The following is a 16,212-nucleotide window of genomic DNA, read 5'->3' on the forward strand; positions in this document are numbered from 1 at the left end:
GCGTAATCCGAGGACCGGCGTCCCCGCATTCCGCTGCGCTCCATGCGGGCTACAGCGACGGCGCGAGCGACGTTTTCAGCAGAGTCAGCAGCGCCTGCACTGCGGCCGCATTGCGCCGCCGCTCGGGAATCGCGGCCTTCACCCACAGTTCGGGAATCGGAAAGTCGCGCAGCACGGGCTTGAGCGTGCCGTCACGCAACGCCTCCGCGACAAGATAATGCGACATCAGCGCAATGCCGTTGCCGGCGATCGCGCTTCGCGCCAGCACATGTCCTTCGTTGGACGACAGCAGCGGGCTGACCTGGATGTTGATGCGGCCGCGCGGTCCGTCAAAGATCCATTCAGGGCCGGTCGGCAGGAAGCTGAGGCAGCGATGATCGACGAGGTCGCGCGGATGCTTTGGCGTGCCGTGCTTCTTCAAATAGGCCGGTGAGGCGCAGAGCAGCCGCTTCAGCACGCACAGCGGCTCGTCGACGACGCCACCGAATGAGTGCGGGAAGGCGCCGATGGCAATGTCGAATCCCTCGGTCACCGGATCGACCGGACGATCGATCAGCACGATCTCGAGCTTTAATCGCGGGTTCTGGGTCTGGAAGGCGCTGAAGGCATCGGCGAGCCGCGCCACCGTCAGCGAGGTCGGCGCCTTGATGCGGAGGTGATCGACCAGATCGTGGCCCTTCTCGCCCATGCGCGAGAGCAAATCGGTGGCGTCGGTCACGACGCCGCGGGCGCGATGCACGTAGCGCTGGCCGGCGTCGGTCAGCCGCAATTGCCGGGTCGAGCGGTGAAACAGCGGCGTGCCGATCCGCGCTTCCAACTGCGTGACGCGTTTTGCCACCACCGAAGTCGAGACGCCGAGCTTTCGCGCGGCGGCAGAGAAGCCGGCGGTATCAGCGGTGGCAAGGAAGGCCTGGAGGTTTACGAGAATGTCCATCTCGACCTTTCTCGATTCGCGAAAGCTGATCGCTTATTTTGGTGGATTGTAGCGCAAGCCGCGTTAATTCATAGTCGCCCCCAAGCAAGGATTTTGGGAAGGATGCGCGATGCGGGCCACGACGATCAATGAACCGGCGCGCCAGGTGCCGATCTACGGCGAATACGAGGTCGTCGTGCTCGGCGGCGGCCCGGCCGGCATCGTAGCGGCGGCCTCAGCCGCGCGCGCCGGGCGGAAGACGCTGCTGATCGAGCGCTACGGCTTCCTCGGCGGCATGGGCACGGCTGCCGGCGTCACCAATTTCTGCGGCCTGCATGGCAACGTTTACGGCGAGGCCGTCCGGCTGGTGCGGGGCATGGCGTCCGACCTGCTGGCGCGGATCGATCATCTGAACGGCCTCAACGCGCCGCATCTGATCCTAGGCAAGGTTTTCGCCCAGGCCTACGACACCGCCGCCTACAAGATCGCAGCCGACGAATTGCTGGCGAGCCACAAGGTCCACATCCTCTTCCATGCGCTCGGTGCCGGCGTCGTGATGGGTGAAAACCGCCGCATCGATGCGCTGATGGTCGAGACCAAGGCCGGCCGGCAGGCGGTGCGATCGGAGATCTTCATCGATTGCTCCGGCGACGGCGATCTCGCAGTCTGGGCCGGCGCGCCGTTCGACATCGGCGATGAGCACGGTCATCCGATGTACCCGTCCATGATGCTCCGCCTCAACGGTATCGATCCCGCAAAAGCGGGCGATGCCTGGCGGACCATCCCGCAATTGATGGAAGCGGCCACCGCCGCCGGCACGCACACATTCCCGCGCAAGAGCGCGATCGTGCGGCCGCAAAAATCCGGCATCGAATGGCGCGTGAACTTTACCCAGGTCGCGCGCGAGGACGGCCACGCCATCAATGGTGTCGAGCCGGACGATCTCACCCGCGGCGAGATCGAGGGCCGCAAGCAGGCGCTCGCAGCTTTCGCATTCCTGCGCACCGTGCCCGGGTTTGAAAAATCCTACATTGTCGATCTGCCGCCGCAACTCGGCATCCGCGAGACCCGCCGCATCAAGGGCGGCTACCAGCTCAGCGGCGAGGACGTGCTCGGCTGCGCCTCGTTCGAGGATTCCATCGGCGTCAATGGCTGGCCGATCGAGGCCCATGTTCCCGGCGACGTCGTATTCACCTTTCCGCCGATCCCGGAATCGCGCGGCTATAACGAGCTGCCGTACCGGATGCTGCTGCCCGAAGGCGTCGATAATCTCCTGGTCGCCGGCCGCTGCGCCTCGATGACCCATGAGGGGCAGTCGGCGGCGCGGGTTTCCGGGGCCTGTTTCGTGATGGGGGAGGCGGCCGGTTCCGCAGCCGCCCTGGCGCTGTCCGGAAACCGGATCCCGCGTGACTTACCCGTTGAAAAATTGCAGGAAACGTTGAAACAACAGGGCGCCTTCATCGGGCGGGACCAGCCGGTGCCGGAGGGCCTGTAACGGACTGCAAGAAGAACCATTGGAGGAAGCGGGATGATCGGAATTGCGCGGCTCGCCGCAGCTAGCCTTATGGCGATCATGGCGATGGGCACGGCCCGGGCCGAAGACGCACTGAAGGCCAGGATCGGCGTGCTCCGCCTGTCGTCCTCCGCGCCGGTCTTCATCGCGCAGGACAAGGGCTACTTTCGCGAAGCCGGCCTCGATGTCGAGCTGAAGTTCTTCGACGCGGCGCAGCCGATCGCAGTTGCCACCACCTCGGGCGATGTCGATTTCGGCGTCACGGCCTTTACCGCCGGCCTCTACAATCTCGCCGGCAAGGGCGTGCTGAAGGTGATCGGCGGCATGAGCCGCGAAAAGGCCGGCTATCCCCTGATCGGCTACTTCGCCAGCAACAACGCCTATGCGAGCGGCCTGAAGACGCCGAAGGACCTCGCGGGCAAGCGCATCGCGATGACCCAGGTCGGATCCTCCTTCCATTATTCTCTCGGCCTGCTCGCCGACAAATACGGCTTCAAGCTTTCTGAGGTAAAGATCGTGCCGCTGCAGTCATTGTCGAACGCAGCCGCCGCGCTGAAGGGCGAGACCGTCGATGCGGCGCTGCTGCCGATTTCGACGGCGCGAAAGCTGATGGACGAAGGCGGTGCAAAATTTCTGGGCTGGGTCGGCGACGAGACGCCCTGGCAATTGGGCGCCGTATTCGCCTCGCCGAAGACGCTGACCAACAAGGTGCTGGTGACAAGATTTCTCGAGGTGCTCGCCAAGGCCGATCGCGAATATCACGACGTCATTCTCGCCGCGATGAAGGACGGTGTTGCCCCGATCAACGACAAGACAAAGCCGCTGCTGGAGATCATCGCCAAATACACCAATTTGCCGGTCGAGCAGGTGGTCGGCAACTGCGCCTACATCGATCCGGACGGCAAGCTCGACGTCAAGAACGTCGACAACCAGATCAAATGGCTCCAGGAGCAGGGCTTTGCTGACAAGGGCTTTGATGCCAATACGATCATCGCCAAGGACTTTGTGAAGGCGGATTGAGAGCAGAACGTGGACCTGATCGCCAACCACATTAGTCACCGCTTCGGCGATCTCGCCGTGCTCGACGACATCTCGTTCACGGTGAGCGCCGGCGAAGTGGTGGCGATCGTGGGGCCGTCGGGTTGCGGCAAGAGCACGCTGCTGTCGATCCTCGGCGGGCTGCTGCTGCCGACCTCAGGAGCGCCCGAGTTGCGCGGCGCGCCGCCGGCGGACAGTCTCAACCCGCTCACCTTCGTGTTCCAGGACTTTGCGCTGTTGCCCTGGGCGACGGTGGAGGAGAACGTCGAATTCCCGCTATTGCATGCCCAGCTCTCGGCCGCCCAGCGCCGTGCGCAGGTCGATGATGCCTTGCTGCGCACCGGACTGACCGATTTTCGCAAGACCTATCCGAAGCAGCTCTCCGGCGGCATGCGCCAGCGCGTCGGCATTTCGCGCGCGCTTGCGGTCAGGCCTGCCATTCTGCTGATGGACGAGCCGCTGTCGGCTTTGGATTCACAGACGCGCGAACTGCTGATGGAGGATTTCGTCCGCCTGCTCGCCGATGGCGGCATGGGCGCCGTCTATGTCACGCACAATCTCGAAGAGGCCGCACGCCTTGCCGACCGTATCGTCGTGCTGTCGCGGCGGCCCGGCCGCATCCGCGAGGTCGTGCCGGTGCCGATGACGCGCGCCGAACGCGGCGAAATCGCTGCGCGGGAAAAGCTGCTCGCGCTGCAGAACCAGATCTGGTCGCTGATCCGCAACGAGGCGATCGATGCCGAGCGCGAGGTCCAGCATGCTTGATCGCGCGACGGATCCATCAACGAAGGACGCCGTGACGCGGCGCGTCCGCTTTCGCGGCGCAGGCTTCGTGCCGGCCTCCAGTCGTTTCGGCGGCTGGATCGCGCTCGCGCTGGTCATCGCGATCTGGCAGGTGGCCGGAAGCGCCGGTCTCGTCAATCCGTTGTTCCTGCCGGCGCCGTCGGCCATCGTGCGCGCGATCTACGAACTCGCGATCTCCGGTGCGCTGTGGCAGCATTTGTCCTCTTCGATCCTCCGCATCGGCGTAGGCTGGGCGTTGGGAACGACGGCCGGCATCGCCGTCGGCTTCGCCATCGGCCTGTCGCGGCTTGCGCGCAGCGTCGGCATCACCTTCATCTCGGCGTTGTTCCCGATCCCGAAGATCGCGTTGCTGCCGCTTCTGATCCTCTGGCTCGGCATCGGCGAAGAGCCGAAGATCGCGACCATCGCGCTCGGAGTGTTCTTCTCGACCGCGATCTCGGTCTATAGCGGCGTCGATGCGGTGCCGCGCAACCTCATCCGCATGGCGCAAAGCTTCAACGTTCCCTTTGCGACCATCGTGCGCAAGGTGGGTCTGGCCGGGCGCGCTGCCCGCGATTCTTGCCGGCTTCCGCATCACGGCGTCTGTGGCGCTATTGCTCGTCGTCAGCGCCGAGATGATCGGCGCCCAGTACGGCATCGGCGCCTTCGTGCTTCAGGCCGGCAATCTCATGCAGACCGATCAGCTGCTCGCAGGCGTGGTGATCCTGTCGGTGTTCGGGCTTGTGGTGGGCAAGGTGATCAATTTGCTGGAGATCAAGCTGTTGCACTGGCGGTGAGGCATACTCCGTCATTGCGAGGAGCGAAGCGACGAAGCAATCCAGACTGTCTCCGCAGAAAAGATTCTGGATTGCTTCGCTTTGCTAGGAAGAAACGTCGAGCTAACCCATTGATTCCATTTGCGTCGCCAAACAACGTTTCATTCAGCGCGCGTCGGCTCCTCAAGCCGGTCCCAACTCGCAATGACGGTGTGGCTAGCAGCCCACCTCACGCGTTCCCGCGATCCTCGCGAAACAGATCCAGCTTTTGCTGCACCGGGCGGTCCGAGAAGCTGAACAGCACGGCGTCGTCATCGGCCTCGTGCGTCACCCATTGCCAGCTCGGCACCACGAACAGATCGCGCGGGCCCCACTCGAAAACCGCGTCGCCAATGCGGCTGCGGCCCCGGCCTTCGATCGGGCAGAACACGGTCGCATCGGTCGCGCGGTAGCGTGCCGTCTTGAACCCCTTGGGCAGCAACTGAATGAACGTCCCGATGGTCGGCATCGCGAAATCCCCGGTTTCGGGGTTGCTGAACCTCAGCTTTAGCCCGTGGCAGGCGTCCCACTCCTGGCGCGCGCGTGCCTTCTCCAGCGCCTCGCGCGTGTAGGCATAGGGATAGCTGAAGATCGGCGAGGTCTTCGATGATCGCTTCACATCGACTGGCAGAAGATTGTGGCCGTAGCGCGCAAAGCTGTCGCCGGCAGGCTTTGTGATCTTCTGCTGGTCTTCTTTGGAGCCTTCCGCGAAGGAGCAGTCGAAGAACTGCACCAGCGGAATGTCGAGGCCGTCGAGCCAGAACATCGGCTCATCCGTTTCGTTGGAATGATCGTGCCAGGTCATCGACGGCGTAATGATGAAGTCGCCGGGCTCCATGGCGGTGCGCTCGCCGTCGACGGCGGTGTGGGCGCCCTTGCCTTCGAGCACGAAGCGCAGTGCCGACTGGCTGTGCCGGTGCGCGGGCGCGATGTCGCCGGGCACCACCATCTGCACGCCGGCATAAAGCGATGTCGTGATCCTGGACTGGCCGCGCAGGCCCGGGTTCTCCAGCACCAGCACCCGCCGCTCGGCTTCCTTGGCCGTGATCAGCTTGCCGGCTTCCCTCATGTAGTCGCGGATGACATCGAATTTCCAGAGATGCGGCCGGCAGGCGCTCTTCGGCTCCGGTGTGATCAAATCGCCCATCACCGTCCACAGCGCGGTGAGATTCTCGCCGTCGATCTTCCTGTAGAACGCCTCGCGTTCCGGCGTCTTGGTCACGGCTTCCATGGCGCGGCTCCCATCGTTTGTTAATTGACAGTATACTTACAGTCTGGGTAGCGTCAACTTGACGAACGACATACAATCGTCGTCATTCCGGGCTCTCGCTTCGCGAGCCCCGGAATGACAGACAGGAGGGTTCCGATGAAGCTGCACGGCTATTTCCGCTCCAGTGCCGCCTACCGCGTGCGGATTGCGCTGAATCTCAAGGGTCTCGGGGCCGAGCATTTGCCGCACCATCTTCGCAAGGGCGAACAATGCGCGCCCGCCTATCTCGCCATCAACCCGCAGGGCCTGGTGCCGGCGCTGGAGAACGACGCCGGTGCGGTGCTGACGCAATCGGTGGCGATCATCGAATGGCTCGAGGAAACGTACCCCAGCCCGCCATTGCTGCCGAAGGATGCGTTGCAGCGCGCCAAGGTGCGGGCTTTCGCATTGGCCATCGCCTGCGACACTCATCCGGTTCAGAATCTGAAAGTGCTGGCGCGGTTGCGCGAGCTTGGGCTGCCCGAGGACAAGGTTCAGGACTGGGCGGCGTGGGTCAATCGCGAGGGGCTGTCGGCCTGCGAGACGCTGATCAAGGGCGGACCGGGGCCGTTCTGCTTGGCGACGCGCCGACGCTCGCCGATCTCTGCCTGGTGCCGCAGCTTGCCAATGCACGCCGCTTCGACGTCGACGTCGCGGCATACCCGCGCCTGCTCAAGGCCGAAGCCGCCGCCAAGGCGCTACCCGCCTTCGCCAATGCCGCACCGGAGAAGCAGCCCGATGCCGAGTAAGCCTGCCGCTCCGATCACGATGGACGCGGTCTATGCCGCGCCGGGCTATCTGTTCCGGCGCATGCAGCAGATCGCGGTGTCGATCTTCATGGAGGAGTGCAAGGCGTTCGACCTCACGCCCGTGCAATATGCGGCGCTGATCGCGATCCACACCCATCCCGGCATCGACGCGACGCGGCTGTCGGCGGTGATCGCCTTCGACCGTTCCACGCTCGGCAGCGTGATCGAACGGCTCCAGTCCAAGGACTTTGTCGAGCGCAAGCCGGCGCCGGAGGACAAGCGGATCAAGCTGCTCTATTTGACCAAGCCGGGCGCCGCGATCCTGCGCGAGATCATCCCCGCCGTCGAACGTGCCCAGGCGCGCATGCTGGAACCGCTCAAGCCCGGCGATCGCAAGGCGCTGATGGGGCTGATGGCGCAGCTCGTCGATCTCAACAATGAGGCCTCGCGGGTGCCGTTGAGGGCGGAAGATGCGCTGGAGCATCTGGGGAAGGCGGGGTGAGGGCGGTGTGAATGCCCGGCGATGACAGCGGTGGCTACATCCGCAACAACGCCTGCCGGTCAATCTTCCCCGTCCCCGTCTTCGGGAGCTCGTCGATAAAGATCACCTCGCGCGGATATTTATAGGGCAGCAGCTTGCCTTTGACGTAGTCCTGCAGCCGCCGCGTCGCCTCGCTCTGGTCGGTGGCGCGATTGTTCATCACCACCACGGCCTTCAGCGTCATGCGCCGGTCCGGCAGTTCGGCCGCGAACACGGCGCATTCGCGAATCTCGGGATGGTCGGCGAGGCACAGCTCGACCTCCAGCGGGTAGACCCACTGGCCCGAGATCTTGATGAGATCATCGGCGCGGCCGCGGAAGAAATGAAAACCGTCGCTGTCGCGAACAAAACGGTCGCCGGTGTATATCCACCCCTCATCGCGGATGGTCTCGGCGGATTTGTCCGGCCGGTTCCAGTACAGCGGCGTGTTGGAATCGCCACGCACCCACAAGATGCCTTCCTCGTTGTCGCCGACATCGCGGCCGTCCTTGTCGCGCAGCGCGACCTCGTAGCCGGGAACGCGCAAGCCCGCCGCGCCGAGCTTCTTCTGCTCGGGACGGTTTGAGAGATAGATGTGCAGCACCTCGGTCGAGCCGAGACCTTCGACGATCTCGAGGCCAGTAAGCGTCTTCCAGCCGTTGAAGACGTCGGCCGAGAGCACTTCGGCTGCCGAGAGCGCCATGCGCAGCGACGAGAAGTTCGTCTTGTTCGCGCCTTCGGCCTTGGTCAGCGACGTGTAGAGCGTGGGCAGACCGAAGAAGACCGTCGGCCTGTACTGCTCGATCGCGGCAAAGATCGATGCCGGCTTCGGCTGTCCCGGCAGAAGCAAAGTTGCCGCGCCCGTGGAAAACGGGAAGGTGATGGAGTTGCCGAAGCCATAGGCGAAGAAAATCTTCGGCACGGAGAAGCAGATATCGTCCGGCGCCAGCTTCAGCACGTTCCGTGCAAAGGCGACCTCGCTGTAGGCCATGTCGTGCTGGAGATGCACGATGCCCTTGGGCCGGCCGGTCGAGCCGGAGGAGTACATCCAGAATGCCATCTCGTTGCGATGCGTATCGGCTTCCGCAAGCTCCGTCTGGAATTGCGCAAGCCAGCTTGTCGCCGCGAGCGCGGCAGGGGCGGCGTGCTCTCCGACCGCGCCGTTGACGACAATCAGCGTGCGCAGGTTCGTGTCCTTGCAGGCCTCCGCGTTGAAGCGCCCGCAGAACTCGGCATCCGCTACCGCAACGGCTGCGCCGGAATCGATGAGGTAGAATTGCAGCAGGTCCGGCGGCGTCAGCGCGTTGATCAAGAGTGGCACGAAACCTGCGCGCACGGCGCCGAAGAAGGCGGCGGGATAGGCCGGCGTGTCGTCGAGGAACAGCAGCACGCGGTCGCCGCGCGCGAGGCCGAGCGACGCAAGGCCGTTGCCCCAGCGGCACGCCTCGGCACAGAGCTCGCCATAGGTCCGCGTGCCCGCCGGGCCGGTCAGCGCGAGCTTGTCGCTGCGGCCGTTGGCGAGATTGTCGAACAGCACGCGGCTCGCGTTGTAGATTTGCGGAACGGCAAAGCCGATCTCGCGGGTGCCTGCGCTGTCCGCGGGCACCTGGTCGCGTATCTCGTTGCTCATGCCGTAGTCTCGCGGCCTGCGTCTCCGCCGTTCTTTGCGGCCTCGTAGCGTGCCATGAAGGCCGGCGACATCGCGCGCAGTCGCGAATCGTCGATGCGGCCGGAACGGGTGATGTAGCTATAGGCAAAGTCCAGCAGGCCAAGCTGCATGTGCTGGGCAAAGTGTTCGTACCAGAAGGCCGAGGTGCGCGCGGCATTGACCAGCTTCTGCACCACAGGCTTGCGTGCGGCCTGGTAGCGGTGCAGCGCGGTCGTCAGATGCGCATCCGATTCCAGCGCCTTGACCAGCGCGATGGCGTCCTCGATCGCGAGCCGCGTGCCCGAGCCGATCGAGAAATGCGCCGAGTGCAGGGCATCGCCAATCAGCACCATGTTCTTGAACGACCAGTGCTCGTTCCAGACCCAGGGAAAGTTGCGCCAGACCGATTTGTTGGAGACCAGGCAGTGGCCGCCGAGCGTGTCCGCAAACACCTCCTCGCAGACGCCCTTGGACTGCTCGAGGTCCTTGTAGGCGAAACCGTAGGCCTGCCACGTCGCGTGATCGCACTCGACCAGGAAGGTGCTCATGTTCGGCGAGTAGCGGTAGTGGTGCGCATTGAACGCGCCGCGGTCGGTCTTCACGAAAGTCTGAGACAGGGTGTCGAAGCGCTTTGAGGTGCCGTACCAGACGAATTTGTTGGAGGAGTAGGACAGCGAGGTACCGAAATCGCCCTCGTAGGCGCGGCGCACCAGCGAGTTCAGGCCGTCGGAGGCGACGATCAGATCGTGACCGTTGAGCTGGTCGATCGTTTGGATCTGGGTATCGAAGCGCGCCGTGACGCCGGCATCAAGCGCGAGCTGCTGCAGGAACTGCAGCAGCTCGAGCCGGCCGATCGAGGAGAAGCCGACGCCGTCGATTGCGATGCTGTCGCTACCGTGGTTCAGCGTGATGTTCTCCCAGCTCTCCATATGCGGCGCGATCGCGTCGACCGTCTCGGGGTCGTCGGCGCGCAGGAACTCGAGGGCCTGGTCGGAGAACACGACGCCAAAGCCCCAGGTCGCATCGGCCGGGTTCTGTTCGAACAGGTCGACTTGATCCTCGGGGTGACGTTTCTTCCAGAGATAGGCGAAATAGAGCCCACCGGGCCCCCCGCCAATCACGGCGATCCGCAACTTCTGCCTCCCTAATTGACAGTATACTTACTATCTCAGGGTAGACTAATGGGCTCCGACCTCCCACGCCAGCGGAATTATCGACAAGGCGAGGGGCGCCGCAGCACGGCCGCGGGCACGCGTTTCGCGCATGCCCGGAACCGTCAGTTGCGAATCATAGCCAAACCGCGCCGGGTTGACCACCCGCGCGTCACACGCAGCGCTTCACATAGACCCCGTTCACCAGGACTCTGGTACAGCGGACCACCGGCACCGGCTTGCGGACCACGACGGCCGCGTTCGGTCCGGCGCAACCGGCGCGGTAGACGCCGCGGGCGCATACCACCGCGTTGGCATCAGACGACTCGAAGGTCATGGTCGCCGCGAAGGCGAGTAGTGCGGAAGCGATGAGCAGGACTGCACGCATGTCTTTCTCCCGGTCTCGTCGTGATGGACATCCGATCTCGGCAAAAGGTTAGTCGCAACAGGCACTCCAAAAATTCACGCGCGCCGCTCACCATCGGTGGCGGCGTGAGCTCCGTGCTGCTTATCGTGCGGCGAACGGCGCAAGCACGTCCTTGCAGCCGGGCGAGAGCGACGCCGCATTGCCGGCAATGCATTGCACGATGCGGCCACCACCGGGCTGGACGCCGGCGCAGAGCGTGCGGATGTCGGCGCCGCAGGCGGAGCGGACGATGAACAGCTCTTCACGCGGCCGCAGCGGGCGCAGTACGATCACGCCGGGCGCCGCCGCCGGCGCGGCTCCGGCCGCCGGTGCGGCAGCACTTCCCGGCGTCGCCGTGGCTGTCGCGCCGCCGCCGGTTGCAGCGGCCACGGCCTTCGCGCAAGCCGCCGAGACCTTGGCCTTGTTCTTCTCCAGGCATCCGAGCGCGGGAGCTCCGCCCGGCGGCACGCTGGCGCAAACCTTGGGATAATCGCCGCGGCACGCGCTTTTGACCGCACTAGCTTGTGCACTGCTCGGCGGTTTGGGCGCCGCTGCTTTCGGAGTGGCTTCCGCGGCCGGCTTCGCCGCCGGCTCGGCTGCGGGCGCTGCTTCGGTCTTTGCAGGCCCGGGTTTGGCAGGCTCAGATTTAGCCGGCTCAGATTTGGCGGGGGCTGCTTCGGTCTTCGGCGCTGCAGCCGGCTCGACCGCGCGAACCGCGGTCTGGCATCCCGACGACAGGCTCGACATGTGGCTCTGCAAACATTGATACGCTTCGAGGCCGCCGGGCGTCACGCTCGCGCAGTGTGCCATGAAATCCGAGCGGCATGCGGAGCGGATGGCGCTTTTCTGAGCCTCGGTCGGCGCTTGCGCAAATGCGCTTGTTGCAATTGCGAAGAGTGCTGCGGCGAGCAATGCCTGACGCGTCGATGCATGTTTCAATGGGTTGAACATTTGGATGAATTCCTGCCCTGTCGGTAACGCCGACGCTTTATCAAAAGTGATGCAAACAATCGTCGCGGGGGATGCTGCGCTCGGCATCCTTGGCCGCTTCGGCCACTACCGCAAGTAGATCATACGCGTGGAATTGCGACGTAACTACGTCGTTAGACCTTGACCATGCGCTTGCCGCGGTTCTCGCCGGCGAGCAATCCGATCAGCGCCTTCGGCGTGCTCTGCAATCCGTCCATGATGTCTTCCTGCACCTTCAGTCTGCCGGATTTCACCCAGGCCTGGAGCTCGGCAAGGGCGCGCTGGCTCTCCTTCATGTAGTCCATCACGATGAAGCCCTGCATCACGAGCCGCTTCACCACGATCAGGCCGGGCACGCCGCGCGGGCCGTGTGCCGATGGCGTCCCGTCGTACTGCGAGATCGCACCGCAGCAGGCGATGCGGCCGTAATTGTTCATTTGCGGAATGCAGGCTTCCAGGATGTCGCCGCCGACATTGTCGAAATAGACGTCGATCCCCTTTGGGGCGGCTGCGCGCAGCGCCTTGAACACCGCGCCGTCCTTGTAGTCGACCGCGGCATCGAAGCCGAGCTCGGAGGTCAGCCAGTGGCATTTGTCGGCGCCGCCCGCGATGCCGATCACGCTGCATCCCTTGATCTTGGCGATCTGTCCGACGATCGAGCCGACCGAGCCCGCGGCCGCCGAGACCACGACGGTCTCGCCTTCCCTGGGCTTGCCGACCTCGAGCAGGCCGAAATAGGCCGTGAGGCCGGCGATGCCGAACACGCTGAGCAGATGCGTCAACGGCTCGAGCTTCGGCATTTTCGTCAGATGCTTGGCGGGCACTGCGGCAAACTCCTGCCAGCCGGTGTCACCGAACACGATGTCGCCCGGAGCAAGCTCCGGCGCTTTCGAGCTGATGACCTCGGCAATGGCGCCGCCCGCCATCACGCTGTTGGCTTCGACGGCCGAGCGATATGTCGCGCCGTGCATCCAGGCGCGGTTGGCGGCGTCGAGCGAGATGTAACGCACGCGCAGCAACGCCTCACCGTCCTTGGGCTCCGGCAGCGCGCTCTCGACCATCTTGAAATGCTCGGGACCGAGCTTGCCGTTGGGCTTTTCCACCAAAAGAATTTGGCGATTGACGCTTCCGGTCATGGCGTTCCCTCTCCGATTGCATGACGTTTATTGATGCAGCTGCGGCAAACAAAACGAGCAAGCCGCATTTGTTGTGCGCTGCATGAAGGCTAGATCGCCGCGTTCCGTTTCGCAACGGGAACATCCGGCTCGGGCGACCGCACGCAAAGCGTGTTGCGCCGCTGTCATATCTGCGACATCATGAAGCGGTCGGTGTATTGGGGGTCATTGATGTCGAACAGATTTACGCAATACATTTTGGCGGCGATGGTGCTGGGCATCATCATGGGCTCGGCGATCTACAATTTCCTGCCGGATACGCGTGGAGATTGGGCGTCGTCCATCAACCTGATCGCTGTGATCTTCCTGCGCCTGATCAAGATGATCATCGCGCCGCTGGTGTTCGCGACCCTGGTCGGCGGCATCGCCCATATGGGTTCGGGCGCCAAGCTCGGCCGCATCTTCGCCAAGACCATGGGCTGGTTCGTCAGCGCCTCCTTCGTGTCGCTGATGCTTGGCCTCGTCATGGTCAACCTGCTCCAGCCCGGCGCCAACTTCCCCGGCACGCTGCCGGACAAGGCGCAGTCCACCGGCCTGCCGGTCTCCGCGTTCTCGATCGAGAAATTCCTGACCCATCTGATCCCGACCTCGATCGCGGATGCGATGGCGCAGAACGAGATCCTCCAGATCGTGATCTTCGCGGTGTTCTTCTCGGTGGCGATGGGTGCGCTGCCGGAGCGGTCGAAGCAGATTCTGGCGCTGATCGACGACCTCGGCCACATCATGCTGAAGGTGACGAGCTATGTGATGCTGTTCGCGCCGTTCGCGGTCTGGGCCGCCATCACCGCGACCGTCGCCAAGAACGGCCTGCTGGTGCTCTGGAAGCTGATCGTGTTCATGGGCGGCTTCTATCTCTCGCTGTTCCTGCTCTGGGGTATCCTGGTGATCGTCGGCTTCATCGTGATCGGGCCGCGCTACAGCCATCTGCTCAGGCTGATCCGCGAGCCGCTGATGATCGCGTTCTCCACCGCGAGCTCGGAAGCGGCCTATCCGAAGACGCTGGAGGGACTGAACAAGTTCGGCGCCTCGTCGCGGATCTCGAGTTTCGTGCTGCCGCTCGGCTATTCGTTCAACCTCGACGGCACGATGATGTACTGCACCTTCGCGAGCATCTTCATCGCGCAGAGCTATCACATCGACATGCCGCTCGGCACGCAGCTCGCGATGCTCGCGACCCTGATGATCACCTCGAAGGGCGTCGCCGGCGTGCCGCGCGCCTCCTCGTCGTGATCGCCTCGACGCTGTCGCAGTTCAACATTCCCGAGGCGGGTCTGTTGATGATCATGGGCATCGACACCTTCCTCGACATGGGCCGCAGCGCCACCAACGTGATCGGCAACACGCTGGCGACCTCGGTCGTGGCGAAGTGGGAAGGCGAGCTCGGGCCCGAGCATGCGATGGGACCGAGCGACGCCGTGCCTGATGACATGGTGCCCGGCGAAGTACCCGCGTTGGCCGGCCACTGACGGGAGTGCTTCATGCGCCCTTTGACGGCGATTTCGGGCGGCCTGTTGCTGACAGCATGTCTGCTGGCAACGGGGGCTTCCGCCCAGACCGGCGGCAGCGAAGGGCTCAGCCCGACGTTGCTTGCCATCAAGAACGCGCACACCGTGCGGCTCGGCTACCGCGAAAGCTCGCCGCCGTTCTCCTTCCTCGACCAGGCCAATCGTCCGATCGGCTACAGCCTCGAACTCTGCGAGGCCATCGTCGAGGAGATCGGCGTCGAGGTCGACGATCCCAACCTGAAGATCGATTACGTCAAGGTCACCTCGGATGACCGCATCGACGCGGTGCTCCAGAACAAGATCGATCTGGAATGCGGCTCGACCACGGCCAATTCCGAGCGCGGCAAGCGCGTCGCTTTCTCGCCGCTGATGTTCGTCGCCGGCACCAAGCTGATGGTGCCGAAGGCGTCCAGCGTCCAGTCGCTGGCTGATCTCAAGGGCAAGACCATCGTGGTGACGAAGGGCACCACCAACGAGCAGGCGATCCAGGCGGCCGACAAGAAGTTGTCGCTGGGGCTGAACATCGCCGTCGGCGCCGACCATGAGCAGTCGTACCAGATGCTGGTCGACGGCAAGGCTGACGCGTTCGCGACCGACGACATTCTCCTCTCCGGCCTGATCGTCCGCCACAAGGCGCAGGACAAGTTCCGCGTCACCGGCGACTTCCTGTCCTACGACCCCTACGGCATCATGTTCCGCAAGGGCGAGCCGCAATTATCAGCCGTGGTGGAGCGCACCTTCCGCAAGCTCGGCTCCAACCACGATCTCGTGCCGCTGTATAACAAATGGTTCACCGCGCGAATGCCGACCGGCGAGCGGATGAACGTGCCGATCTCGCTGCAACTGGAAGAAGCCTTCAAGGCGATGGACGATTCCGCGAGCGCGAATAATTAGGGCGGTCTCTCTTCCCCTGCCTTCCAGGGGAGGGTGAATTGAGCCCGCGGCTATTTGCCTGTCCCAAACATCCGGTCCAGCGCCGAGTCGTACGTCGCCTGCACCAGCTCGGGATGGAGCTTCGCCAGCGCTTCCATCATCACGCCGGAGTTGATTTCCAGCACGCGCCAGTCGCCATCCACGCGCACCACGTCAATTGAGGAAAAGGCGATGCTGATCGCTCTTGCGGCATCGGTCGCCAGCTTCACGCAGGTCGCGCGGACCTCGCCGCCCTCCAGCAGCACGGGCTTTGCGCCGGCGTCGAGATTGTGCCGCCAATCCGAGCCACGCTGCTTGCTGTAAACGATGCGGGGAACATCATCGAGCAGGATCACACGGACCTCGTCCTCGATCTCGAGATAGGGCGAGATCACGAGCCCCGTGCTCATCGAAAAGACTTCGACAGCCGCGCGGTCGAGTTCGGTCTCTGTCGTCACCTTGAAAACCGATCGTCCCGACGTCCCCTCGTTGGGCTTCACAACCACGCCTTGCGGATTGTCCTGAAGCAGCCCAAGCATGGCCTCTCGCCAGGCGGCATCAACGACATTGCTGCCCAGCTTCGGGTTGAGGAAGAGGTGATGCGGAATGCAGGGCACGCGTGCAAGCGACAGGGCCTCGGCGGTCGCCGATTTGTCATTGGCGAGGCGATGCGCAATCGCACTGTTGAGGCCGATATCGTAGCCGAACGCGAAGCGGCGCATCTCGCCACGACGCATCGCGATCAGCCAGCCGCCGGAGCGGACATCGACGTCGATGCCATGGCGCGCCCCATAGCTCCTGATCGCCTGGACGAAGATCCGCTCGCCGCTTGCCATGTCCTGATCGTTCCTGTCGCCAAAAGCCGC

13 protein-coding genes and 3 pseudogenes are annotated in these 16,212 nt (G+C 64.0%); 8 read left to right on the forward strand and 8 right to left on the reverse strand.

The window, feature by feature from the left end; translation table 11 throughout:
- Positions 1 to 49: 49 nt before the first annotated feature.
- Positions 50 to 934: a LysR family transcriptional regulator gene (locus ACTGJ9_RS08020; protein WP_456676625.1), complete on the reverse strand. Its 885-nt coding sequence runs from the start codon at positions 932 to 934 to the stop codon at positions 50 to 52.
- A 109-nt stretch (positions 935 to 1,043) separates the two neighbouring features.
- Here ACTGJ9_RS08020 and ACTGJ9_RS08025 point away from each other — a divergent pair, with 109 nt between their 5' ends.
- The 4 genes and pseudogenes from ACTGJ9_RS08025 (at position 1,044) to ACTGJ9_RS08040 (ending at position 5,044) form a co-directional block, all read left to right on the forward strand.
- The gene (locus ACTGJ9_RS08025) at positions 1,044 to 2,408 is read left to right on the forward strand and encodes an FAD-dependent oxidoreductase (protein WP_456676626.1); all 1,365 of its coding nucleotides are present in this window, start codon (positions 1,044 to 1,046) and stop codon (positions 2,406 to 2,408) included.
- Positions 2,409 to 2,441: 33 nt separating this feature from the next.
- A complete protein-coding gene (locus ACTGJ9_RS08030) occupies positions 2,442 to 3,446 on the forward strand; it encodes an ABC transporter substrate-binding protein (RefSeq protein WP_456676627.1) in 1,005 nt (334 codons plus the stop codon).
- Between the two features lie 9 nt (positions 3,447 to 3,455).
- Positions 3,456 to 4,229: an ABC transporter ATP-binding protein gene (locus ACTGJ9_RS08035; protein WP_456676628.1), complete on the forward strand. Its 774-nt coding sequence runs from the start codon at positions 3,456 to 3,458 to the stop codon at positions 4,227 to 4,229.
- A pseudogene (locus ACTGJ9_RS08040) lies at positions 4,222 to 5,044 on the forward strand (ABC transporter permease). The gene ACTGJ9_RS08035 and the pseudogene ACTGJ9_RS08040 overlap by 8 nt, the downstream one beginning before the upstream one ends.
- 208 nt (positions 5,045 to 5,252) lie before the next feature.
- On the opposite strand, the gene gtdA reads toward ACTGJ9_RS08040, so the two are convergent.
- Positions 5,253 to 6,293, reverse strand: coding sequence for a gentisate 1,2-dioxygenase (gene gtdA, locus ACTGJ9_RS08045; protein ID WP_456676629.1), 1,041 nt, complete (start codon positions 6,291 to 6,293; stop codon positions 5,253 to 5,255).
- 135 nt (positions 6,294 to 6,428) lie between these two features.
- Between gtdA and maiA the strand changes: the two are divergent.
- A pseudogene (maiA, locus tag ACTGJ9_RS08050) lies at positions 6,429 to 7,060 on the forward strand (maleylacetoacetate isomerase).
- Entirely contained in the window at positions 7,050 to 7,562 is a 513-nt protein-coding gene (locus tag ACTGJ9_RS08055) for a MarR family winged helix-turn-helix transcriptional regulator (protein WP_456676630.1), read from the forward strand. The pseudogene maiA and the gene ACTGJ9_RS08055 overlap by 11 nt, the downstream one beginning before the upstream one ends.
- A 34-nt stretch (positions 7,563 to 7,596) precedes the next feature.
- Here the strand turns inward: ACTGJ9_RS08055 and ACTGJ9_RS08060 are convergent, their stop codons facing one another.
- The 5 genes from ACTGJ9_RS08060 to ACTGJ9_RS08080 form a co-directional block, all read right to left on the reverse strand.
- Entirely contained in the window at positions 7,597 to 9,210 is a 1,614-nt protein-coding gene (locus tag ACTGJ9_RS08060) for a benzoate-CoA ligase family protein (RefSeq protein WP_456676631.1), read from the reverse strand.
- Positions 9,207 to 10,361 carry an FAD-dependent monooxygenase gene (locus ACTGJ9_RS08065; RefSeq protein WP_456676632.1) on the reverse strand — a complete coding sequence of 385 codons (1,155 nt, stop codon included), beginning with the start codon at positions 10,359 to 10,361 and terminating at the stop codon, positions 9,207 to 9,209. Before ACTGJ9_RS08065 ends, ACTGJ9_RS08060 begins: the two co-directional genes overlap by 4 nt.
- Positions 10,362 to 10,551: 190 nt before the next feature.
- Positions 10,552 to 10,767, reverse strand: coding sequence for a hypothetical protein (locus tag ACTGJ9_RS08070; protein ID WP_456676633.1), 216 nt, complete (start codon positions 10,765 to 10,767; stop codon positions 10,552 to 10,554).
- A gap of 120 nt (positions 10,768 to 10,887) precedes the next feature.
- On the reverse strand, positions 10,888 to 11,736 hold the full coding sequence (locus ACTGJ9_RS08075; protein WP_456676634.1) for a cysteine rich repeat-containing protein: 849 nt from the start codon (positions 11,734 to 11,736) through the stop codon (positions 10,888 to 10,890).
- Between the two features lie 152 nt (positions 11,737 to 11,888).
- On the reverse strand, positions 11,889 to 12,890 hold the full coding sequence (locus ACTGJ9_RS08080) for an NADP-dependent oxidoreductase (protein WP_456676635.1): 1,002 nt from the start codon (positions 12,888 to 12,890) through the stop codon (positions 11,889 to 11,891).
- 210 nt (positions 12,891 to 13,100) lie between these two features.
- Between ACTGJ9_RS08080 and ACTGJ9_RS08085 the strand changes: the two are divergent.
- Positions 13,101 to 14,395, forward strand: a pseudogene (locus ACTGJ9_RS08085) (dicarboxylate/amino acid:cation symporter).
- A gap of 12 nt (positions 14,396 to 14,407) precedes the next feature.
- Positions 14,408 to 15,328, forward strand: coding sequence for an amino acid ABC transporter substrate-binding protein (locus ACTGJ9_RS08090; RefSeq protein ID WP_456676636.1), 921 nt, complete (start codon positions 14,408 to 14,410; stop codon positions 15,326 to 15,328).
- Between the two features lie 50 nt (positions 15,329 to 15,378).
- On the opposite strand, the gene ACTGJ9_RS08095 is transcribed toward ACTGJ9_RS08090, so the two are convergent.
- Positions 15,379 to 16,182 carry an ATP-grasp domain-containing protein gene (locus ACTGJ9_RS08095; RefSeq protein WP_456676637.1) on the reverse strand — a complete coding sequence of 268 codons (804 nt, stop codon included), beginning with the start codon at positions 16,180 to 16,182 and terminating at the stop codon, positions 15,379 to 15,381.
- Positions 16,183 to 16,212 lie beyond the last annotated feature (30 nt).

Origin of the sequence: Bradyrhizobium sp. RDM12 (assembly GCF_051917485.1) — a bacterium.
Lineage (GTDB): Bacteria > Pseudomonadota > Alphaproteobacteria > Rhizobiales > Xanthobacteraceae > Bradyrhizobium.

Coding starts and splice junctions, on each gene's coding strand:
- ACTGJ9_RS08020 (WP_456676625.1), bottom strand. CDS start 934: ATGGACATTCTCGTAAACCTCCAGGCCTTCCTTGCCACCGCTGATACC.
- ACTGJ9_RS08025 (WP_456676626.1), top strand. CDS start 1,044: ATGCGGGCCACGACGATCAATGAACCGGCGCGCCAGGTGCCGATCTAC.
- ACTGJ9_RS08030 (WP_456676627.1), top strand. CDS start 2,442: ATGATCGGAATTGCGCGGCTCGCCGCAGCTAGCCTTATGGCGATCATG.
- gtdA (WP_456676629.1), bottom strand. CDS start 6,293: ATGGAAGCCGTGACCAAGACGCCGGAACGCGAGGCGTTCTACAGGAAG.
- ACTGJ9_RS08055 (WP_456676630.1), top strand. CDS start 7,050: ATGCCGAGTAAGCCTGCCGCTCCGATCACGATGGACGCGGTCTATGCC.
- ACTGJ9_RS08060 (WP_456676631.1), bottom strand. CDS start 9,210: ATGAGCAACGAGATACGCGACCAGGTGCCCGCGGACAGCGCAGGCACC.
- ACTGJ9_RS08070 (WP_456676633.1), bottom strand. CDS start 10,767: ATGCGTGCAGTCCTGCTCATCGCTTCCGCACTACTCGCCTTCGCGGCG.
- ACTGJ9_RS08075 (WP_456676634.1), bottom strand. CDS start 11,736: ATGTTCAACCCATTGAAACATGCATCGACGCGTCAGGCATTGCTCGCC.
- ACTGJ9_RS08080 (WP_456676635.1), bottom strand. CDS start 12,890: ATGACCGGAAGCGTCAATCGCCAAATTCTTTTGGTGGAAAAGCCCAAC.
- ACTGJ9_RS08090 (WP_456676636.1), top strand. CDS start 14,408: ATGCGCCCTTTGACGGCGATTTCGGGCGGCCTGTTGCTGACAGCATGT.
- ACTGJ9_RS08095 (WP_456676637.1), bottom strand. CDS start 16,182: ATGGCAAGCGGCGAGCGGATCTTCGTCCAGGCGATCAGGAGCTATGGG.